This window comes from Actinospineispora spinosispora DSM 44797 (assembly GCF_000429025.1).
Taxonomy (GTDB): Bacteria; Actinomycetota; Actinomycetes; order Mycobacteriales; family Pseudonocardiaceae; genus Pseudonocardia; species Pseudonocardia spinosispora.
Map to the genome: position 1 here is coordinate 307,361 of NZ_KE386835.1, position 21,834 is coordinate 329,194.

Sequence of the window (21,834 nt, forward strand, 5' to 3'; positions counted from 1 at the left end):
CCCATGCCTCCGACCTGATCGCACGGCCAGAACCATCGACCGGCGGTTCCTCAGCTGACGAGCGTCCGGCGGGATGCGACCGGTCACCCTTCTGACCGGCATCGGCAGCAGGTCAGAAGGGTGGGACGTCGTCGCCCGGCGCGGAGGGTGGTGGGGTGATGACCGGGTCGCCCCGGGTGCGGTGGGTCTGGCCGAACGGGCTGGTCCACCGGAACTGGCCCGGTGTGGGTTGTTGGAGGCGCCATCGGCCTCGGGTTTTGAGGTCGTGGTCGTGGGCGCAGAGTTGGCCGCCGTTGGTGTCGGTGGTGGGGCCGCCGTGGTGGAAGTCGATGGTGTGGTCGAACTCGGACTCTCGGGCTGGGCGTCGGCAACCAGGGCCGAGACAGTTGCGGTCGCGGATTTGGCTGTAGAGACGCAGCGCCGCGGCGGGGAAACGGCGCCCGGGCCGGGAGTTGATGGAGGTTCGGGTCCGTGGCCAGGCGGCGACTTGGGCGGCGATGTCGGCGATCACCCGCTCCCATCCCGGCGGCGGGTTGTTCACCAGTTCCGCCAACAAACCGGCGGTGAGCTGCAGCTCCACCGCGCCACCGGCACGCCCACGGGTGGCGTGGGTCGGACGGGAACGCAGGACCCCGGGCACCAGGAGGTAGCCGTGCTCGTCGCACACGGCGAACGTCCAGGACCCGCCCCGTTGCTGGAGAACGGTGCGGCAGGTGTTGGCGGCCAGGATCGGTCCCCAGCCCGGTAGCTCGCCCGGGCGGTCGCTGAGGTCGAGCAGGGTGGCGAGTTCGGCGCGGATCTCGATCCCTTGGGGCTTTCCCGCCGATGCCTCGCCCCGGAAGTGCGCGACGATCCCGGTGCGGTCCAGGCCGTGCAGGGTGCCGTCGAGTAGCCCGCAGAACACGTCCGCGCGAATCTGATCCACCCGCGCCGGATACCCAGCCCGTTTGATCGCCCGGGCGAGAGCACTGACTCTGGTGCAGGCGGCGACCATGTCTTCTGGGGCGATGTTCGAGGCAGAAAGGGTGGCGGTGCCGTCCTCATTCAGATACCCGACCACGGTCCGCCGTTCGAACGCCTTCTCGTACAGGTCTTGTGCGCGGTCGGGGTCGGAGCCGATGACCAGCTTGCGCAGATAAGCGGCCAGCTTCCCGGTCGTCCACGGCGGGGTCTTGGGCAGCACCGCTTCGCATATTTCGGTGCGCTGGGCCTCGGGTAGATCGGCCAGGTAGGTGGCGAAGATGCGGGCTTTGGGCAGGTCGATCCATCCCGTGTCGAGAGCATCGAAGACCAGGGGCAGGCGCGAGAGCAGCAGCCAGGAGAAATCCAGCTCCGCATCAGACTCACGCCGAGTCCAGGACAACGCCACCCGCAACTCATCCGCCACATAGCGGCCCGGCTCGGTCACAAGAGCGACCTCACACGGATCAGCCTCCGGATCACGCCCACCCAACGCCGCGATGTCCGCCGCCAACTGAGCAGCCACATGCGCCTGCAACCGATAGCGGGCTTTCAGCACCTCGACGAGGTCACCGTTGGACACCGAGGACCGATCAACCCGGGCCAGGGCAGCAGCGAGTTCCGGGCCTGGCGCCATCGACGCCAACCCTTCAGGAACCACACCAGCCGCTGCCATAACCCAGACGCTACGGGCAACCCCCGACAAAAACCGGCCCCACAGACTAGGCCAAAAGGGTGATATATCCAGGCCAGGAAGCCAACCCAAAGCAGCCCGCGCAACCGCCTGCGGCGTGCACGCACACCACCCCCATCCCCGCGATCCTGGCCAGCACTTGGCGTGGCCGCCCGCTGTCAACCCTGAAACCTCGCCCCCGAACTACGTACAACCAAGAACCCGCGCGAGGCCGGCGCCAGCCGGGGGTTGATAGCGGGCGGCCACGCCAAGCACACTCGATGGCCAGCGGGGACAGAACCCTCCCCCATCAAACTTCGTCGAACACAGTCCCCATATCAGCCCAAGCAGCGGGCCGAGTACGCCGAATCCAGGTAGCGATCACAAGCCCGACCACGACCACCAGGAGACAAACCCAGGGCACGACAGCAACAGCGGTCGGAATGGAAGCCCCGGGCGAACTGGGCACGAACGAGTAGTAGAGCCCCCCGAACACAGCCAAGGCCCCCACCAACCCGGCCAGAACGGCGACGACCTGAAACCCGACCTGCCCGGTACGCCGCCCCTGCAACGTCCCGGCAATCCCGAGCAGCAGGTACACGAACATCACCAGAGGCGCCCCGATCCCGGCGAGCAGGGTGAACACGTACACCCCGCCGGTGGTCGCGTTGTCGACCCCACCGGCCGTGGCGACCTGCGTCGCGTGACTGGTCAGCAGGAGAGACCCGGCGGCGAGAACGACCCACACCACGATGTCCAGCCCGATCGCCCGCCACGGCGTGTTCCACCGAGGATGCAGATGCCCCAGCCAGGGCGGCAGCACCCGTTCCCGCCCCATGGCGAACAGCACCCGGGACACAGCCATGTGCACCCCGAGAGCGCAGAACAGGCTGGCCAGAGCGGCACAGGCGAGGACGATCCCGGCGAACACGTGGTTCGGTGCCACAGCGGCGAGTCCGGCGACGGACGTCGGCCAGTCGACAGCCGCCTGCCGCACCCCGAACCCGATGGCGGTCGCGTACGTGATGACCAGGTAGAACAGTCCGGCCAGCACGATCGACCCGATGACCGCGCGAGGGATGACCTTGCGCGGCTCCCGGGTCTCCTCGGACAGCACGGCGCTGGCTTCCGCCCCGGTGAACGACAGCATGGCGAAGCTCAGCCCGAACAGGACCCCGGTCCACGGCACCCCGGCGGCACTCGGCCAGAACGCGCCGAAGTCGATGCTCGCCCCCGCTGAGTCGACCGCGGTCTTGTGGTCGAGTACGCTCACCGCCGGCGATCCGAGCACGATCACCACGACCGAGACGACCAGCAGCGCGGCCATGCTGAGCAGCAGGATCGCCAGCTGGGACCGGGTCGATGCCTGCACGTTGAACAGGCTCATCAGCGCGATGATCACCATGCCGACCAGTGAGAACCACGCCCAGGACACCTCGGCGCCGCTCACCAGTGTCACCAGTGTGGACGCGAAGAACCCGAAGCCGCACAGCACGGCGCCGCCCAGGATGAGGAACGCCGCCGCGTAGCACCAGCCGCCGAGGAAGCCGATCCAGCGGTTCGCTCCCCTGGTCAGGTAGGTGTACATCGAACCGGCCGAGGACAGCGACCTGGCGAAGTGCGCCACGGTCGCACCGACGCACAGCATCGCGAGGGTGCCGAGCAGGTAGGCCAGCGGTGTCGCGCCGCCCGCCTTCGTCGAGGCCAGGTAGGTGAGGAACGCGCCGGACATCGCCGGCGCGATGACCGACAGGCTCTGCGCGATGACGTCCGGCAGCCCCAGGGACTTGCGGAAGCCGCCGGCCTGAGCGGAGGTCGTACCCAGCTCAGCTGTCATGGCCCTGGTGTCCATTCGCGCAGTGTCCGTTCGTGCTCGCGGGGACGTCGAGGGCGGGGTTGCGGTCGAAGAAGCCGACCGGCTTGAGGGTGAAGCCGGTGTAGTCGACCGGCATGACCGGCCAGTCCTCCGGGCGCGGGAAGTGGGTCGTGCCGAAGGTGTGCCACAGGACGATGTCCTCGCCGTCCACCGGGCGGTCCTGCGCGGTCCATGCTGGGAGGCCGTCACCGCCGGGGTTCTGGTTCACGAAGTCTCCGGCCGGGTAGCGCTGCGCCTCGTCGTAGCGGGTGACCCACAGGTGTTTGGTGGCGAACGTGGCCCGTGCCCGGATCGACGAGGACTCGTCGGCCAGCATCGCGGGCCTGCCCTCCGGGTTGAGGACGTAGCCGACCGGGTTGCCGAGCCGGTTGGTGACGTCGGGGTTGATGATGTGCCAGGCACGGCCTCGGCCGGTGTCGGCCATCCGCTGAGCATGAGACTCGCTGGTCAGCCGGGTGCGCTGCTGGCGGAACGCGTGGCCGTACGGGTTGTTCGGCCCGACCGGGTCGGCCACGGCCTCGACCTCGTCGACCGCGTTGCGCGGACCGTCGAGCATCATGTCCAGCCGCGCCGAGAACAGGTGCTGGTGATACGGCGCGCCGAGACCGGGAGCCACCTCGGACGAGTACTTCGTCCCGTCCTCCCCGTATCCGGGGTAGGCGGAGGTGAACACGATGCCGGTGGCCTTGGCCTCGAACTGGATGGTGCCGTCGAGGTAGAGGTACCAGTAGAAGCCGTAGTCGTAGTTGCCGATCGGCGTGAAGTAGGAGATCACCATGCGCCGCTGCCTGCGGGTCTCGGCGGAGCCGGTGAACATGTCGCTGTGCTTCCAGAGGATGCCGTAGTCCTCTTCGTGCAGGCAGATCGCGTTGCGGATGGTCTTGGGCGTGCCGAGGTCGTCGGCGATGACCGCGTCCAGGTAATGGATCTCGCCCAGACAGTCGCAGCCGAGCTCGAGTGAGTTCGCGTAGCGGGCGAACATGTACTCGCCGCAGTCGAAGTAGTTCTGCCAGAACCGCACCGGGGTCGGCTCCGCGTACGGAACCACCATCTCGGCGATCGACGCCCGGTACATGATCGGCCGGTCGTCGTAGCTCAGCTGGTGCAGCGTGAGGCCTTCACGCTCGTTGAACCCGATCCGCAGGTCCCAGTTCTGCCAGCGGATCCGGTTGTCCTCGACGGTGAACGACGGGCCCTCGGGCTGGGTGATCTCGATCGGCTTGAGACCGGTGCGTTGCGGTCCGACCTGCGCGGGGTCGTCGAAGTTGCCGGCTTCGGTCGGCACCGGGAACACCCGGTCGTCGATGACCTTGTTCACCGTGCGGGTCGTGAGATTGACGTAACAGACCAGGCCGTCGACCGGGTGCGCCCACGGGTGGTCGGCCGGGTGGTCCTGCAGGAACGCGAACGCGCGCACGACCCGCTGCCCGACCTCCTCGGGGAAGTCGTACACGCCGGCGGACAGCGGCACCGCACGCACCGCGGCCGGGTCGATGTCGCGGCGACGCAGCGCGGCGCACCATTCCTCGTTCTCCAGAAGGATCGCCTCGATCATCTCGAACTCGGTGTCGATGATCGGCGGCTGACCGGAGCGCGCCGGGTCGATCTCGTGCACCGAGTCGACCCGCCGGTGGGTCACCGACACCACGACGTCGCGGGAGCGGCCGGTGTCCAGTTCGAGCAGGACGGCCCGGAACCGGCGGTCGGTCGCGGCACCCGCGAGCACGTCGGACTTGGCCGGTTCCTCGGGGGCGAAGAACGCCCAGCGGGTGTGTTCGCCCAGCTGGCCGGCCTCGGTCAACACCTCCCGGACCGCGTCGACCTCGGCTTCGGTGGTCATGGCCAGTGGGTGGGTGCCCGTGTGCTGGGTCACGTCGATGAGGGTCATCGCAAGACCGTCCGTGTCCACACGGCCTGGGACAACCCGGGCTCCCGCCTCAGGAGAGGACGATCTGTAACCTGTCTCACAACCCGGGACAGGATCTTGCGCCCGGCTCCGGCACTAGTGAGGTTCTCCCGAGTGTCCTACTCGACGAGGGTCGCGGACCAGCTGCGCGGTCAGTCGCCGATGTCCGGGTTGGACCGGCGCAAGCTGGCGCCGGTGCAGGTCTTCGCCCAGTCGGTCTCCGGGGCGGCGCCCGCCGCCGCCATGGCGGTCATCCCGGCCATCGTCGCGGCGGCCGCGGGTGTCGCCACGATCTGGTCGATCGTCATCGCCATCGGGCTGGCGCTGCTGATCGCCAGCTGCATCGGCCGGTTCACCAAACGGATGGCTGTCGCCGGATCGCTGTACAGCCTCACCGCGAAAGGCCTCGGCTCACGCGCGGCGCTGCTGTGCGGCAGCGGCCTGTTGATCGGGTACGGCCTGTTGACCATGGCCTCGTTCACCGGTGCGGCGATGATGCTCGGCACGCTCGCCGGCCGGTTCGGGGTCCCACCGGCGTACACGACGCCCACCATGGTCGCCGGCCTCCTCGCGGTCGCCGCGCTGGTCACGGCGTGCGCGGTGCGCGGGGTCCGCCTGTCCGCCGCGGTCATCCTGCTGGTCGAGGCGCTGTCCATCGGACTGATGCTGGTGGTCTTCGGTACGCTGCTGGTCTCCCACGGCAGGATCCTCGACAGCAGCCAGCTGCTGCCCACGACGATCGACCTGGGCGCGGTGGCGGTCGGGGTGCTGCCCGCGCTGGGCGCGTTCATCGGGTTCGAGACGGCCACCGCGATGGGGGTGGAGGCGCGGCGACCGTTCCGGACGATCCCGCGCGCGGTGACCCGGACCGCGGCACTGGCCGGTGTGCTCAGCCTGTTCGCCGCATACACGCAGGTAGCGGGCTTCGCGGGAGTCCCTGGTGGGCTCGCGGCGCAACCGGACCCGGTGCCGACGTTGGCCGCCGCGCAGCAGTTGCCATGGCTGTCGATCGTGCTGGACGCCGGGGTCGGGACCTCGTTCCTCGCGTGTGCGCTGGCCACCACGACGGCACTCGTGCGGCTGCTGCTCAGCGCGGGGCGGGAACGGGTGGTGCCGGCCTGGCTCGGGCGGACCCACCCTAGGTTCCGCACGCCGCACCTGGCGATCGCGGCCACCGTCCCGATCACCGCGCTGGTCCCCGCCGTGCTGTTGGCCTGCGGGATCGCGCCGAACCGCTTGCTGAGCACGATGCTCACCACGTCCGCCGTCGGTTATCTGCTCGCCTACCTGCTGGTGTGTCTCGCGGCGCCGGTCTTCCTGCACCGGATCGGTGAGCTGACCGTCACCGCCGTGGTCACCACGTCGATCATCGTCCCGGTGCTGCTGGCGGTACTGATCGCGTTCGCCGCCTCGTCCCCGCCGCTGGTCACGCCGGTCGTCGCGGGCGCTGTGCTGCTGGCTGCGGTCGCGCGCTATCTGTGGTTGCGGCTGCGTCACCCGGATCGCATCCGCGCGATCGGGCTGTACGACGAGACCTCGGCCGCCGACCTGCTGCGGTCCCGCCTGTGAGCCAGCCACCGCCCCCTCAGGTGCCGGGGCGTCAACCACGCGCGGTCCGCAACGCACTCGACGTGCTCGCCGAGGTCGTCGACGCGGGCCCCGGCGTGACCGCGAAGGAGATCAGCGCGGCGTTGCGGCTCCCCCGGGCGACGACGTATCGGCTGCTGAACCTGCTGGTCGCCGAGGAGTATCTGGTGCGGCTGCCGGACCTGCGCGGGTTCGCGCTCGGGGCGCGGGCCGGGCGGCTCAGCGTTCCGGAGGTGCCCCGGCCGAGTACCGCGGCGAAGGCGATCGTGGCGCACCTGCGGACCCGCGTGCGGTGGGGCGTGCACCTGGCGTCCTACGCGGCGGGCCACGTCACGATGGTCGACCCCGACCCGGACCACCCGCCGAGCCCGGCGCACGTGCTGGCCCGGCACCCGGAGCTGTCCGCGCTGGGCAAGCTGCTGCTCGCCGAGCAGCGCGGCGGCGAGCTGTCACTGGCCCGCCAGTGCGGCGAGCTGCATCCGGCGTTGGGCTGTCTGGCCGTGCCGATCCGCGCCCCTGGCGACTCGTCGCTGGTCGCGGGCCTCGCACTGAGCGGACCGGCGAACCGGGTGGCCGAGCCGAACACCGAATTGGTCTCCCTGCTGGGAGAACATGCGGCCCGCCTCGCGCCGCTGCTCGCCTGATCTGCTAGACCCATGGGATGACCAGCATCGTGCAAGGCCCGGTCGTCCTGGAGCGGGACGGGGACGTATCGGTTCTCCGGTTCACCGCCGGGGAGAACCGGTTCAACCAGGACACCCTCTCCGCGCTCGAGGGCGCGTTGGACGAGGTCGAGCAGTCCGAGGCGCCGACCGCGCTCGTCATCACCGGTGACGGCAAGTTCTTCTCCAACGGTCTGGATCTCGCCTGGCTGGGTGAGGCGTCGGACGATGGCCGCACCGATGTGCTGCGCCGGGTCCACGGACTGCTCGGCCGGGTGCTCGCCTTCCCGACGGCGACCGTCGCCGCGATCAACGGGCACGCGTTCGCCGCCGGCGCGATGCTGGCGTTGGCCTGCGACTTCCGGGTGATGCGCGCCGATCGAGGGTTCGTCTGCCTGCCCGAGGTGGATCTCGGCCTGCCGTTCACCGGTGGCATGAACGCCCTGCTGCGTGGTCGGCTGACGCCCACGACCGCGACTAGGGCGATGGTCTTCGGCGAGCGCTTCGCGGCTTCCGACGCCTTGGCTCTCGGGTTGGTCGACCATGTCGTCGCCGAGGCCGAGGTTCTCTCGCGGTCGGTTGCGTTGGTGGCGCCTCTCGCCGCCAAGCAGCGTCACGCGGTGAAGGCCATCAAGCGTGAGCTGCACCGGGATGCCCTGGCCGCGCTGGAGGCCGACGCCACCACGGTGAAGGGCTTCTGAGGTTCGGGGTTGCGTCCCCGCTGGCCACCCCAGCGACACCAAACCCAGCGACACCAAACCCAGCGACAGCTAAGCCGGCTCCGCGAGTCTCCGAAGGAGTTCCGGCGAAGGCCGGCGCCTTGAATGTCCGCAACCAACCTCGCCAACGACCAGGGCGGCTCCCCGGCCGACAGCAAGCGCGCGCTCGGCCGAGGAACGAGGCTTGCTTTTCTGGGAGTACCCCAGCGAGCGTTTACGCGAGCCGGGGTGGTCACAGAAAAGCTCCGCGCGAAACAGGCCCAACGATTCTGAGAGATCTGATTTCAGCCTTTCGGGGGTGAGCGGGCAGGCTGGGGGGATGCGTGTGCGACACCGGGCTGTCGGGCGGACAGTGGTGGCTTTGCTGTCCGCGCTGGTTCTGGTGGTCACCGGGTACGGGTGGCGGCAGTACAACGCGCTGACCAGTGGGTTGGATCGGTCGCACGCGCTCGACGGGCTGCTCACCAGTGGCGCCCCGGCCCCGGGCGTCTCACGGAACATCCTGATCATGGGGTTGGACAGCCGGCTGGACCAGGATGGCCGGCCGTTGCCCAAGGACGTCCTGGACCAGTTGCACGCCGGAGACAGCAGTGACGGTGGTTACAACACCAACGTGCTGATGCTGCTGCACGTGCCGGGGGACGGCAGCAAGGCGTCCGCGATCTCGATCCCGCGCGACGACTACGTGTCGTTCCCCGGGAGACCGGACGGGGTCGCCAAGCAGAAGATCAAGCAGGCCTACGGGCTGGCGAAGGACCAGCGGGAGCGGGAGCTGCGCGAGCAGGGAGTCACCGATCCCGTCGAGCTGGAGCACCAGGGCAGGGAGGCCGGTCGGCACGAGTCGATCGCCACGGTCCAGCAGTTCCTGGGTGGGGTTCCGATCGACAACTTCGTCGAGGTGACCCTGGTCGGCTTCTACGACCTGGCGCAGGCGATGGGGTCGGTCACCGTGTGTCTTGCCGGACCCACGCAGGACAGCTACTCGGGCGCCCGGTTCGTCAAGGGCTACCAGCAGCTGAACGCCTCGCAGGCACTCGCGTTCGTGCGGCAGCGCAGGGACTACGTGCACCCGGAGCTGAACTTCACCGACCTCGACCGGGCCCGCCGCCAGCAGGCGTTCCTCGCCTCGGCCGCCCACCAGCTGCGCAGCGTCGGCACGCTCACCGACCCGTCGCGGCTGAGCGGGCTGATCGACGTGGCGAAGAAGGATGTCGTCATCGACGAGGACCTCGACCTGCTCGGCATGCTGCAGCAGTCCCAGGGGCTCGTCGCGGGCAACATCACGTTCACGACGTTGCCGGTCAAGTCGTTCGGGAAGGTCGACGGCCAGGACGTCAACCTGGTCGATCTCGATCAGATCCGGTCGTTGGTGCGCACGCTGCTCGGCGATGGTGCAGGCGCAGCCCCGGGCGCGCCGCCCGTCGCCCTGCCGCCCGCGACGATGGACGTGGTGAACGCCTCGGGGCGGGACGGGGTGGCGAACACCGTCCTGGCCGCGCTCGGCGACCGGGGCCTGACCAGGGGGACCGCGAGCACCCGGCACCGGACGGAGTCCGAGACGGTGCTGAGCTACGCTCCGGACGCGGCCGATTCGGCCACAGCCGTCGCCGCCCTACTCGGTGGTATACCGGTCAAGAAGGACGCGGAGCTCCGCAAGGGGCACGAGCGTCTGGTGATCGGGACGGACTTCAGCATGCCGGCGGGGCTGTCCGATCCGAGCGGCAACGCCCAGGACGATTCGGCGTCCGGCAGCGCCGCGCATGCGGCCGCTCCCGCGGTGCCGGCCAGCAGCATCAACGGAGGCGGCATTCCATGCGTCAAGTGAGAACCGGTGTACCAGCGCTGCTGGTGGTTCTTCTGTTATCCCTGGTGGCCGGGTGCGGTCACGCCGAGCCACCACCACCGCCACCGACCTCACAGGCGGCACCCTCGGAGTCGGAGGAGCCGAGCCCGGACGAGGACTCTGACCTCCCGGACAAGACGGCGGCGGACGGCCGGGGCGTCATCCGGCCGCTCGCCGCTCCGACCGGGTGCACGACGACCGCTCAGGACGCCGACGCCGCGAAGCAGGCACTCGCGGCGGCCAAACCGGGCGCCACGATCTGTGTTCTCGGCGATCTGGACACCCGCCTGACGATCACCACGTCCGGCACCGCGCAGGCACCCATCCACGTGGTCGGCGACGGCAAGACCATCGTCAAGGGCATCGACGTGACCGCGAGCTTCGTGCAGATCTCGGGCGTCAACGCGCTGGAGCCGCACGCGCCGGGCATCTCGCTGCACGGCAACGACCTCACCCTGGAGAACTCCACGTCGATCAGTCCGCACGGCGACGACGGCGACGGCATCCGCTTCTGGGGCAGCAACATCGTGATCCGGCACAACACGATCAAGCACACCAGCAACAAACACAAGGCCCACGCCGACTGCATGCAGACCTTCGCCACCGACTCCGACAGCCCGGCGAGCCAGCACATCCTGATCGACAGCAACCGGTGCGAGGACATCTCCAACACCTGCCTGATCATGGAGGGGCCGAACAGCCTTGCCGGTGACGGCAGCGGCGTCGGCGCGACCAACGACGTCACCTGGACCAACAACTACTGCCAGAACCACGCGGACGAAGCGTTGCAGATCGACGACGTCCAGGGTCTGAAGGTCCACGACAACGACATCGCCGGCAAGATCAACCATGCGTTCGCGCTGCAGAACAAGACGACCGGCGCCCAGATCGGCAACAACAAGCTCAACTCGGAGATCTCCTACGAGGTGGGTATCGACGACACGTCGAAGCCCGGCTACCAGGGCCCACCCCCCGGCGGCAAGCCGTAGCCCCCGTGACCCTCGTGACCCTCGTGAGTGGCAAGGGCGTCTACCCCGAAGGGGCGCCGAAGGCGTAGGCGCTCGGAGCACTCACGACAGCTTTTCCGTCGTGAGTGATCCGGGCGCCTATAGGCGCCCTTGCCACTCACGAGTCGACGGCGAAGCCGAGATGCCTTGGAGCCGGGTACGGGGTCTTTGGTCCCGACCGCGTGCACAGAGTTGCGCTGCCTCGGGGTTCTCGTGAGTGCTGAGGGCGCCTATAGCCGCCCTGGACCCTCACGACGATAAAGCTGTCGTGAGTGCCCAGAGCGGCTACCGCTTCGCGGCCCCTGCGGGGTAGACGCCCTCATCACTCACGAGGGGGGCGGCAGGAGAGGGCTAGCAGGACCGTCGCCGATTCCATCGGGACGGTGACGTCTCGGCCGGTCAGCTCGGTGAAGCGGCGCAGCCGGTTGAGGACCGTGTTGCGGTGGCAGTACAGGCGAGTGGCCACCTCACCGACCGAGCCGCATTCCGCGTAGCAGCGCACCGTCTCCAGCAGCCTCGCGTGCTCGACGGCGGGAGCGTCCGAGAGGCCGCCGAGTACCGAGTCGACCAGCTCACCGGCGGCGTCCGCGAGCCGGGAACCGGCGAGCGGCAGCCAGGCGTCGGCCAGCTCCTTGGGGCCCTCCGCATCCGGTAGCGCATCGACGATCTCCCTGGCCAGACGGGCACTGCGCGGTACCTGGGCCAGACCGTGCGCGAGCGGGCCCACGCCGCACGGCACCCCGGCCAGCGCCGCGCGGACCGGTGCACCCTCGCCGCCGTCCCAGCGGGCGATCAGGACGCTGTAGCGCCCCGAGGACTGCACGTGCACCACGCGTCCCCCGGTGGCCAGCAGGTCGGCCGCGCGGCGCAGCATCCGCCCGTTCGAGGCCGCCGCCGCGGCGACGAGCAGCTCGGCGTGCGTGTCGATGCCCAGCGCGGTGGCGACCCGCAGCACGTCGTCCGCATCAGGGTTCGGACTGTTGAGCAGCTCCGCGACGAGCATCGTGCGTTCGCCCTGCCGCTCGCTGGCCAGCAGCGCCGCCTCGACCTGGTAGCTGAGCTGAATCTGGTTGGTGTACTCCTCGACCGCGTTCCACACGTCCTCGACGTGTTCCACCAGCAGCGGCTCGAACCTCGGCTGGACCTGCTCACGCAGCGCCGACCACAGCACCCGGAAGTCCATGCGCACGGCGGTGAGCAGGTCGTTGAGTGGAACACCGCGCCGCGCCCTGTCCCTGCCGATCGACGGTCCGATGTCGGCGAGCAGCTCCGGGACGGGCTGGCCCGCGATCCGGCGGAGCAGGTACTCGAAGGTCAGTCGCGCGTCGGTCACCAGCCGGTCGACCGGGACCGCGCCGCGCTGGTAGGGCGGAATCGCACGGACCCGGGAGACGAACTCGTCGACCACCCCGTCCACGTCGTCGCGCAGCTGGGTCAGCAGATCAGTCCACCACTCCGCGCTGTGCATATGCACAATCTAACCCGGTAATTCAGTGGCAGATATGGCTACCAGCCTGCCGCTCTTCGGCGAATGCTGTGCGGATGCTGGACGGCCATCGACGCCCCGTTCGGTACGGCGGCTGCCGACGGGCCTGGAGGGGTGCGGCCCGTCGGCAGCGGAGCCCGCACCCACGAGGTTAGGTGGGCTATGGACGTCGATCTGGTCGTACGGAACGCCTCGATCCTCACGGTCGACGAGCAGCGACCCAGGGCGCATACGCTGGCGGTGCACCACGGCCGGGTGTTCGCGCTCGACGAGCCAGGGCTGCGCGGCTGTGAGGAGATCGACGCCGAGGGCGCGACGCTCGTCCCGGGCTTCGGCGACGCGCACAACCACATGGCCGGTTTCGGGCAGAACCTGCTGTCGGTGGACCTGCGCGGGCTGCACACCCTCGACGAGCTCTACTCGAAGGTCGCGGAACGCGCGCTGACCCTGCCCCCGGAGGCGTTCGTCCTCGGTGCCGGCTACGACGACACCGCGATCGGCGGGCATCCGCACCGCGCCGCGCTCGACCGTGCCTCGGGTGGCCGTCCCGTGGTGCTGACCCACCGCTCCGAGCACGTGACCACGGTGAACAGCCCGGTGCTCGACCTGCTCGGCGTGCTGAGCGGGACCGCGGCGGTGCCGCCCGGCGGTGTCGTGGTGCGCGACGAGCACGGCGATCCCACCGGCACGCTGGAGGAGCAGGCGCAGAACCTGGTCAACACGCTGCTCGTCCCGTTCCCCGCCGAGGAGCTGGTCGACGCGCTCGGCCGGGCCAGCGCGGTGTACGCGTCGGAGGGGCTGACGCACGTAACCGAGTGCGGCATCGGCGGCGGCTGGATCGGCCGTTCCCCCACCGAGCTCGCCGCGTACCAGGCGGCGCGCGGTTCCGGTGCGCTCACCGTGCGGGTGCAGCTCATGCCGGTCGTCGATGCCCTGCACCCGCTGCACGGACACGCGAGCGATCAGCCTGACGGCCGTTCCGGCTTCGGCCTGGACCTGGGTGTGCGCACCGGCTTCGGCGACGACCGGCTACGCATCGGCCCGGTCAAGATCTTCCTGGACGGCTCGCTCGTGGCTCGGACCGCCGCGATGCGCGAGCCGTTCCACGACCATCACGGCTGCGGTTACCTGCAGGCCGACCCGGAGCTGATGCGCGGCCACATCCTGGACGCGCACGCCTCGGGCTGGCGGGTCGCGGCGCACGCCATCGGCGACCGCGCGATCGACCTGGCTCTCGACGTGTTCGCCGAGGCACAGCGACAGTGCCCCAGACCGGACGTCCGGCACCGCATCGAGCACGCCGCCGTGACCGGCCCCGGGCAGATCGAGCGTATGGCCGCGCTGGGCATCACCCCGGTGCCGCAGCCCCGGTTCCTGTACGAGATCGGCGACACGATGGCCGCCGCGATCGGTCACGACCGCGCCGACGAGCTGTACCGGCACGCGTCGTTCCTGCGTGCCGGGCTGCGGGTGCCGGGCAGCTCGGACCGCCCGGTCGCCGCCGGAGCGCCGCTGCTGGGCATGCAGTCCATGGTGCAGCGGCTCACCAGCGGCGGCGCGGTGCTGGGTCCCGACGAACGAGTCGACGCGGGGACCGCCCTGCGCGCCTACACCCTGGATACGGCCTGGATCGCCGGCGAGGAGAACCTGCGCGGCAGCCTCACCCCTGGCAAACTGGCCGACTTCGTCCTGCTCGGCGACGACATCACCACGATCGATCCCGACCGCATCGGCACCACCGAGGTACTCGCCACCTACATCGCCGGTTCCCGCATCTTCGGCACCACCAACCCGTGAGTGAGTTCGGCTGCCAGGGCAGCCGAACTCACTCACGGGGTTTGACCTAGGAGGACTCGTGGCCGTCATCGTCACCGACGCCGAGGCACGCAAGGTCGCGCTCGGCTCGTTCGTCGGCACCGCGCTGGAGTGGTACGACTTCTTCCTCTACGGCACGGCCGCGTCGCTGGTGTTCAACACGCTGTTCTTCTCCAGCAGCAACACGGTGCTGGCGACGATGGGCGCGTTCGCCTCGTTCGCGGTCGGGTTCGCCGCGCGACCGATCGGCGCGGTGATCTTCGGTCACCTCGGTGACCGCATCGGCAGACGCCGCTGCCTGATCGTCACCGTCACCATGATCGGCGTGGTCACCGGGCTGATCGGGTTGCTGCCGGACGTCCTGTCGATCGGGCTCGCCGCGCCGATCCTGCTGACGCTGCTGCGGCTGCTGCAGGGTGTCGCGGTCGGCGGCGAATGGGGTGGCGCGGTGACGCTGGCCGTCGAGCACGCGCCGATCGAACGCCGGGGCCGGTACGCGGTGATGCCGCAGATCGGCTCCCCCATCGGAACCCTGCTGTCCAACGGCGCATTCCTCGCGGTCGCCACGCTGCCGCCGGAGAGCTTCAACTCGTGGGGTTGGCGGCTGCCGTTCCTGGCGGCGTTCCCGCTGCTGTACATCGCGCTGTGGATTCGTCGGCGGGTCGGTGAGTCGCCGCTGTTCGAGCAGCTCCTCAAAGAGGACGAGCGGGCCAGCTCGCCGGTGCGCGAGGTCATCGTCGGGGCGTGGCGTCAGCTGCTCGTCGGCGCCTGCACCTGTTCGCTCGGCGTCGGCGGGTTCTACCTGGCGACGACGTTCGTGATCAGTTACGGCACCGGGACGCTGCACCTGTCCAAGTCGCTCGTGCTCACCGCCACGCTGGTCGCGGCGGCGAGCCAGATCCTGGTGCTGCTCGTCGCGGGGCGCCTGTGCGAGCGGTTCGGCCCGGCGCGGATCACCGTGTTCGGCGGTGTGGTCACCGCGCTGGTCGCGTTCCCGATGTTCTGGCTGATCGACACGAAGATCGCCGGGCTCGTCGTGCTGGGTGTGACGCTCGGGGTGGCCTTCCTGACCATCTCCTACGCGGTGTCCGGGCCCATCCTCGCCGACCTGTTCCCGGCGCGGCTTCGCTACAGCGGCCTGGCACTGTCCTCGAACTTCGCCGGAATCATGAGCGGCTTCGTCCCCTTGGTGGCCACCGCTCTCCTGGCGGCAACCGGCGGCGCCTCCTGGTCGGCAGCGGCCCTCCTGATCCTGATAGCCCTGATCACCCTGCTGGGCGGCCTCCTCGCCCCCCGCCTGTCCCTCTCCCAGGACCAGTCCCTCCTCGTGAGTGGCAAGGGCGTCTACCCCGGAGGGGCGCCGAAGGCGTAGGCGCTCGGATCACTCACGACAGCTCTTCCGTCGTGAGTGATCCGGGCGCCTATAGGCGCCCTTGCCACTCACGAGTCGACGGCGAAGCCGAGATGCCGTGAAGCCGGGCACGGGCTAAGCCGAGCACGGGCTAAGCCGGGCAAGGGGGAACTCAGGAGCCACGACGAGCATGCTCCGGCTGCAGCACGTCCGGCTCCGGGGTGGCCAGCGCCAGCCGCAGGAAATGAGCCAGCTGCGGCGAGACCTGGTCGGCCCCCCGCCGCAGTACGGCGGTCTCCACCACGGGCACATGCCGGTTCAACGGCCGCACGACTACCTCCGGCCCCGCCAACGCACGCACCGAGGCAGGCAGCACCGACACCCCGAGCCCGGCGCCGACCAGCGACATCACCGTCTGCACGAGCTGCACCTCGGAGACCGTCGGTTCGAAACCGGACAGCCGGCAGGCGTTCAGCAGGTGCGGCCGCAGCCCACCCCAGGTCGCGCGCGCCGGGCTGAGGAACGGCTCGCCCGCCCATCGCGCCAGGTCGACCCGGTCCGGCACCCCGTCGGCGGCCGACCGGGCGGGCAGCACGGCCACGAGCGGTTCGCGGTGCACGACCGCGACGTCCAGGTCCGGATCGTGCGAGGCCCCGACGCCGGGCGGCGGCAGGTGCACGACGCCGAGGTCCGCGCGCCGGGCCCGGACGTGTTCGACGACGCCGTCCGGATGGTCCTCCAGGAACTCGATCGCCACGTCCGGCCGATCCTGGTGGTAGCGGCGCAGCAGCGGGGCGAGCACGGTCCACGCGGTCGCCGAGACGAACGCGCAGGTCAACCGCCCAACCCTGCCTTCGCCGAGCCGCCGGACCGAGTCGGTGGCCGCGTCGACGTCGGCCAGTAGCCGCCGCGCCTGGTCCAGCAGGTGCGCGCCGGCCTCGGTCAGGTCGACGCCGCGACGGTGACGGATCAGCAGCGTGACGCCCAGCTCGTGCTCCAGCCGGGCGAGCTGCGCACTCAGCGGCGGCTGGGTCAGGTGCAGCCGAGCGGCCGCCCGGGTCACCGAACGTTCCTCGGCGACGACCATGAAATACCGCAGCTGCCTCAGATCCATGGTTCAGCGTATGGCTAAGAGTCGAAACAAGTATTGGACATATGGGTGGTATCGAACGAGTGTAAGGGGGCTCACCGAGGAGAGACCGGAGGACCCGTGCTCCAGTTCGACTACACCGCGTTGCCCGGCCGGGTGGTGTTCGGCGCGGGCGTCGCACGGCGCGAGCTGGTGGCCGAGTTCGACCTGCTGGACGCGCACCGGGTGCTGCTGGTCGCCACCGAGCGAGAGGAGCCGCTCGCCCGTGAGCTGGCCGCGCCGTTGGGTGACCGGGTCGTCGCGGTGTTCAGCTCGGTCCGCCAGCACGTGCCGCTCGCGATCGCCGAGGCGGCGCGAGCGCTGGCCACGTCGGTCTCGGCGGACGCGGTGCTCAGCATCGGCGGCGGATCCACCACCGGCACCGCGAAAGCGATCGCACTGACGACCGGCCTGCCGATCGTCGCGGTGCCGACGACCTACGCGGGCTCCGAGGTCACCCCGGTGTGGGGGCTGACCGAGCGAGCCCGCAAGACGACCGGCGTCGACCCGAGAGTTCTGCCGCGCACGGTGATCTACGACCCGGAACTGACCCTGTCACTGCCCGCCGACCTGTCCGCCGCGAGCGGGCTCAACGCGATGGCGCACTGCGTCGAGGCGTTCTGGGCACCGGGAAGGAACCCGATCTCCTCACTGGCCGCCGAGGAGGGCATCCGTGCGCTGGCCGCAGGGCTCCCCGTCGTCCACGACACGCCGACGTGCCTGAGCGCCCGCTCCGACCTGCTCTACGGCGCCTACCTCGCGGGGAGCGCTTTCGCGGTCGCCGGTTCCGGTCTGCACCACAAGATCTGTCACGTGCTCGGCGGCGCGTTCGACCTGCCGCACGCCCAGACGCATGCGATCGTGCTGCCGCACGTGTTGGCGTTCAACGCGCCGGACGCGCCGGATGCGGCGCGCCGGATCGCACACGCGTTGCGTGTCGCCGACCCGGTGGTCCGGCTGCGTGAGATGTCCGCTCACCTGGGCATACCGGCCGGGCTGCGGGACCTGGGCCTGCGTGAGGAGCAGGTCGACGAGGCTGCTGCTCAGGTCGAAACGAGTGTGCCGCCGAGCAATCCGCGAAAGACTGACCGCGCCACGCTGCGCGAGCTCATCCGTGCCGCGTGGGCCGGCACGGACACCACCGCCGTGCTGGCAGCCACCACCACGAGCAAGGAGTGATCGTGACTCGCAGCACGCGCCGGCGCGTCGAGACCCGCGAAACGCAGGCCCGGGAGAAGGCCGTCACCGAGGAAGTGGTGGAGAGTTTCGACTTCGCCGAGTCGGACCGGTTCCGCGAGGTCATGCAGAGCCTGGTCCGTCACCTGCACTCGTTCGCCCGTGACGTGCGCCTGTCCCAGGAGGAATGGAGCGCCGCGGTCGACTTCCTGACCCGTACCGGGCAGATCTCCGACGACCGGCGCCAGGAGTTCATCCTGCTGTCGGACGTGCTCGGACTGTCCATGCTGACCGTCGGCATCAACGCCCCGGCCGTCGAGGGCGCCACCGAGTCCACCGTGTTCGGCCCGTTCTTCGTGGAGGACGCGCCCCGTATCGAGCTGGGCGGCGACCTCGCACAGGGCGCCAAGGGCGTCCCCTGCTACGTCTCCGGCCAGGTGCGCGCGGTCGACGGCACGCCGCTGGCCGGTGTGCGGGTCGACGCGTGGGAAGCCGACGAGGACGGGTTGTACGACACGCAGTACGAGGGCAAGGTCACCGCGGGTCGGGGCTGGCTGCTGACCGACGACGACGGCGGATACCGGTTCTGGTCGGTCACCCCGACCGCGTACCCGATCCCGCACGACGGCCCGGTCGGCGAGCTGATGAAGGCCGCCGGCCGCGGCCCGATGCGTCCGGCGCACCTGCACTTCAAGGTCGAGGCGCCCGGCTTCGAACCGTTGATCACGCACGTGTTCGTCGCGGGTGACGAGTACCTGGACCAAGACGCCGTGTTCGGCGTCAAGGAGAGCCTGATCGGCCACTTCGTCGAACACGACGGCGGCACCGCACCCGATGGTTCGCAGCCAACCGGACGCTGGACCCAGGTCGAGTTCGACCTGGTACTGGCACGAGAGGAACCCTGATGAGTCTCGACGCCGGCATCGACGCCGCTGGTGGCGCCGACCTGGACAACGCACCGCAGGCACGCCTTGGCATCAGTGCCGACGGTGACCTGGAGACCGACGTACTGGTCATCGGCAGCGGTCCGGCGGGAGCGGCGGCCGCACTGACCCTGGCCACCCTCGGCGTGCCGCACCTGGTGATCACGAAGTACCGGTGGACCGCGAACACGCCGAGGGCGCACATCACCAACCAGCGCACCGTGGAGATCTTCCGCGATCTGGGCATCGAGGACGACGTGCTGGCCCAGGGCACCGAGCACGCGCTCATGGGCGACACGGTGTTCTGCGCCAGCCTCGCGGGTGAGGAGATCGGGCGGGTCCGCACCTGGGGCACCCACCCGGCGCGCGAGGCCGACTACACGATGGCCAGTCCGTCGCCGAACTGCGACATCCCGCAGACGATGCTGGAGCCGATCCTCATCGGGCACGCGGCGTCCCGGGGCAGCCGGATCCGGTTCGACACCGAGTACCTGGGGCTCACCCAGGACGAGGCCGGGGTGACCGTGCGGGTGCGCGACCGGGTCACCGACCAGGAGTTCCGCATCCGGGCCAAGTACGTGCTCGGCGCGGACGGCGGCCGCTCGCAGGTCGCCGCCGACGTCGAGCTGCCCTTCGAGGGGCAGATGGACGTCGCGGGCAGCATGAACATCGTGTTCCACGCCGACCTCTCGGCGTACGTGGAGCACCGGCCCAGCGTCCTGTACTGGGTGCTGCAGCCGGGCGCGGACATCGGCGGCATCGGGCTGGGCCTGGTGCGGATGGTCCGGCCGTGGAACGAGTGGCTGATCGTCTGGGGTTACGACATCAACCAGCCGCCACCCGAGATGGACGACGAGATGGCCACCCGGATCGTGCACGAGCTGGTCGGTGACAGCTCGATCCCGGTGACGATCCGCTCCACGTCGCTGTGGGGCAACAACAAGATGTACGCCACGAGCTACCGGTCCGGCCGGGTGTTCTGCATGGGCGACGCCGTGCACCGGCACCCGCCGTCGAACGGGCTCGGGTCGAACACCTCGATCCAGGACGCCTACAACCTGGCCTGGAAGCTCGCCTACGTGCTGCGCGGCACCGCCGGTGAGCAGCTGCTGGACTCCTACGACGCCGAGCGCGCGCCGATCGGCAAGCAGATCGTGCTGCGCGCCAACAAGAGCATCGAGGAGTTCGGTCCGATCTTCGCCGCGCTCGGGCTCACGGACACCTCGGACCCCGAGGAGATGCGTCGGCGGATCGCGGCGCGCTCGGACAACACCCCCGAGGCGGCACAGCAGCGCGCGGAGCTGCGCGCGGCGTTGGAGCTGAAGGACTACGAGTTCAACGCGCACGGTGTCGAGCTGGGGCACCGGTACGCCTCCGGCGCGGTCGTGCCGGACGGGACGTCGGCGCCGGAGTTCACCCGCGACCCCGAGCTGTACTACCACCCGACGACCTGGCCGGGCGCTCGGTTGCCGCATGCCTGGCTGGCCGACCGCGCCGGGCACAAGGTGAGCACCCACGACCTGTGTGGCAAGGGCCGGTTCACGTTACTGACCGGCATCTCCGGGGAGGCCTGGGCCGACGCGGCACCGGCCGTGGCGGACAAGCTCGGCATCGAGCTGCACGCCCACGTCATCGGTCCGGGCCGCGAGCACATCGACGTCTACGAGGACTGGGCACGCGCCCGCGAGGTGAGCGAGGCGGGCTGCGTCCTGGTCCGGCCGGACGCGCACGTCGCCTGGCGCTCCGCCGAGCTGTCCGACGACCCGGCCGCCGACCTGCTGCACGCGCTCACCACCGTTCTCGCACGTCAAACCCCGTGAGTGGCGAGTGGTCCCAGGGGACCACTCGCCACTCACGGCTTGGGGAAGGAGATCCATGGGACGGATGGAAGGCAAAGTCGCCTTCATCACCGGAGCTGCCAGGGGCCAGGGCAGAGCGCACGCGATCCGGCTGGCCGGCGAGGGCGCGGACATCATCGCCACCGACCTCGCGGGGCCGGTCGACACGGTCAGCTACGAGCCCGCGACGCCCGAGGACCTCGCGGAGACCGTCCGCGCGGTCGAGGAGCTGGACCGGCGCATCGTCTCGTTCACCGCGGACGTCCGGGACTTCGACAGCCTGAAGGCCGGTCTGGACCAGGGTGTCGCCGAGCTCGGCGGGCTGGACGTGCTGGTCGGCAACGCCGGGATCATCAACTCGGTCCTGCCCAGCTGGGAGCTCGACGAGGCCAACTGGCAGACCATGATCGACATCAACCTGAGCGGGGTCTGGCACGCCACGAAGGCCGCCGTCCCGCACCTCATCGAACGCGGCCCCGGCGGCTCGGTCATCCTGATCAGCTCGACGGCCGGCCTACGCGGCATCCCGAACATCGCGCACTACAACGCGGCCAAGCACGGCGTGCTCGGCCTCGCCAGGACACTCGCCAACGAGCTGTCGCCGCACCGCATCCGGGTCAACTCGGTGCACCCGACCAACGTGCGCACCACGATGATCGACAACCCGTCGAGCGCGAAGATCTACCGCCCCGACCTGGAGAGCCCGACGTTCGAGGACTCACTCGACGCGCTGGCGAACATCAACATGTGGGACGTCCCGTACCTGGACGTCGACGACGTGGCCAACGCGGTGCTGTTCCTGGCCTGCGAGGAGTCGCGCTACATCACCGGAATCGCGTTGCCGGTCGACCTCGGCATGAGCATGAAGTACTCGGGAGCCTGA

The 21,834-nt window shown here is 69.9% G+C and carries 16 protein-coding genes; 11 read left to right on the top strand and 5 right to left on the bottom strand.

The annotated features are described in order from the left end of the window. Positions 1 to 112 precede the first annotated feature (112 nt). The 3 genes from G406_RS0135110 to G406_RS0135120 form a co-directional block, all read right to left on the bottom strand. A complete protein-coding gene (locus tag G406_RS0135110; protein ID WP_156935321.1) occupies positions 113 to 1,636 on the bottom strand; it encodes an HNH endonuclease signature motif containing protein in 1,524 nt (507 codons plus the stop codon). A 307-nt stretch (positions 1,637 to 1,943) separates the two neighbouring features. Then, entirely contained in the window at positions 1,944 to 3,470 is a 1,527-nt protein-coding gene (locus G406_RS0135115; RefSeq protein WP_169736853.1) for an APC family permease, read from the bottom strand. Next, positions 3,460 to 5,397 (bottom strand): primary-amine oxidase, encoded by a 1,938-nt coding sequence (locus G406_RS0135120; RefSeq protein ID WP_037080446.1) that lies wholly within the window; start codon positions 5,395 to 5,397, stop codon positions 3,460 to 3,462. The genes G406_RS0135115 and G406_RS0135120 overlap by 11 nt, the downstream gene beginning before the upstream one ends. 132 nt (positions 5,398 to 5,529) lie before the next feature. On the opposite strand from G406_RS0135120, the gene G406_RS0135125 reads away from it, so the two are divergent. The 5 genes from G406_RS0135125 to G406_RS51855 all read left to right on the top strand — a co-directional run bounded on the left by G406_RS0135125 (position 5,530) and on the right by G406_RS51855 (position 11,215). Next, positions 5,530 to 6,984: an APC family permease gene (locus tag G406_RS0135125; RefSeq protein ID WP_028937451.1), complete on the top strand. Its 1,455-nt coding sequence runs from the start codon at positions 5,530 to 5,532 to the stop codon at positions 6,982 to 6,984. Next, the gene (locus G406_RS0135130) at positions 6,981 to 7,646 is read left to right on the top strand and encodes a helix-turn-helix domain-containing protein (protein WP_028937452.1); all 666 of its coding nucleotides are present in this window, start codon (positions 6,981 to 6,983) and stop codon (positions 7,644 to 7,646) included. The genes G406_RS0135125 and G406_RS0135130 overlap by 4 nt, the downstream gene beginning before the upstream one ends. 17 nt (positions 7,647 to 7,663) lie before the next feature. Next, the gene (locus G406_RS0135135) at positions 7,664 to 8,365 is read left to right on the top strand and encodes an enoyl-CoA hydratase/isomerase family protein (protein ID WP_028937453.1); all 702 of its coding nucleotides are present in this window, start codon (positions 7,664 to 7,666) and stop codon (positions 8,363 to 8,365) included. A 373-nt stretch (positions 8,366 to 8,738) separates the two neighbouring features. After that, the gene (locus G406_RS51850; protein WP_245607325.1) at positions 8,739 to 10,208 is read left to right on the top strand and encodes an LCP family protein; all 1,470 of its coding nucleotides are present in this window, start codon (positions 8,739 to 8,741) and stop codon (positions 10,206 to 10,208) included. Positions 10,209 to 10,231: 23 nt separating this feature from the next. Further along, positions 10,232 to 11,215 carry a right-handed parallel beta-helix repeat-containing protein gene (locus G406_RS51855; protein WP_169736854.1) on the top strand — a complete coding sequence of 328 codons (984 nt, stop codon included), beginning with the start codon at positions 10,232 to 10,234 and terminating at the stop codon, positions 11,213 to 11,215. 340 nt (positions 11,216 to 11,555) lie between these two features. On the opposite strand, the gene G406_RS51860 is transcribed toward G406_RS51855, so the two are convergent. After that, positions 11,556 to 12,701 carry a PucR family transcriptional regulator gene (locus G406_RS51860; RefSeq protein WP_051343116.1) on the bottom strand — a complete coding sequence of 382 codons (1,146 nt, stop codon included), beginning with the start codon at positions 12,699 to 12,701 and terminating at the stop codon, positions 11,556 to 11,558. Positions 12,702 to 12,881: 180 nt separating this feature from the next. On the opposite strand from G406_RS51860, the gene G406_RS0135155 reads away from it, so the two are divergent. Both G406_RS0135155 and G406_RS51865 read left to right on the top strand, forming a co-directional pair. Then, on the top strand, positions 12,882 to 14,516 hold the full coding sequence (locus tag G406_RS0135155) for an amidohydrolase (protein ID WP_028937455.1): 1,635 nt from the start codon (positions 12,882 to 12,884) through the stop codon (positions 14,514 to 14,516). 58 nt (positions 14,517 to 14,574) lie between these two features. Next, entirely contained in the window at positions 14,575 to 15,906 is a 1,332-nt protein-coding gene (locus G406_RS51865; protein WP_051343117.1) for an MFS transporter, read from the top strand. A 151-nt stretch (positions 15,907 to 16,057) separates the two neighbouring features. Here G406_RS51865 and G406_RS51870 read toward each other — a convergent pair whose 3' ends face one another. Beyond that, the gene (locus G406_RS51870; protein WP_051343118.1) at positions 16,058 to 16,999 is read right to left on the bottom strand and encodes a LysR family transcriptional regulator; all 942 of its coding nucleotides are present in this window, start codon (positions 16,997 to 16,999) and stop codon (positions 16,058 to 16,060) included. Between the two features lie 96 nt (positions 17,000 to 17,095). Between G406_RS51870 and G406_RS51875 the strand changes: the two genes are divergently transcribed. Genes G406_RS51875 through G406_RS0135185 form a run of 4 tightly spaced genes read left to right on the top strand, consistent with a single transcriptional unit; the run spans position 17,096 to position 21,834 of the window. Beyond that, entirely contained in the window at positions 17,096 to 18,193 is a 1,098-nt protein-coding gene (locus G406_RS51875) for a maleylacetate reductase (protein ID WP_037080210.1), read from the top strand. 2 nt (positions 18,194 to 18,195) lie between these two features. After that, a complete protein-coding gene (locus tag G406_RS0135175) occupies positions 18,196 to 19,095 on the top strand; it encodes an intradiol ring-cleavage dioxygenase (protein WP_028937456.1) in 900 nt (299 codons plus the stop codon). Then, a complete protein-coding gene (locus G406_RS0135180) occupies positions 19,095 to 20,933 on the top strand; it encodes an FAD-dependent oxidoreductase (protein ID WP_084216618.1) in 1,839 nt (612 codons plus the stop codon). The genes G406_RS0135175 and G406_RS0135180 overlap by 1 nt, the downstream gene beginning before the upstream one ends. Before the next feature lie 55 nt (positions 20,934 to 20,988). Next, positions 20,989 to 21,834, top strand: coding sequence for a mycofactocin-coupled SDR family oxidoreductase (locus G406_RS0135185; protein WP_028937458.1), 846 nt, complete (start codon positions 20,989 to 20,991; stop codon positions 21,832 to 21,834).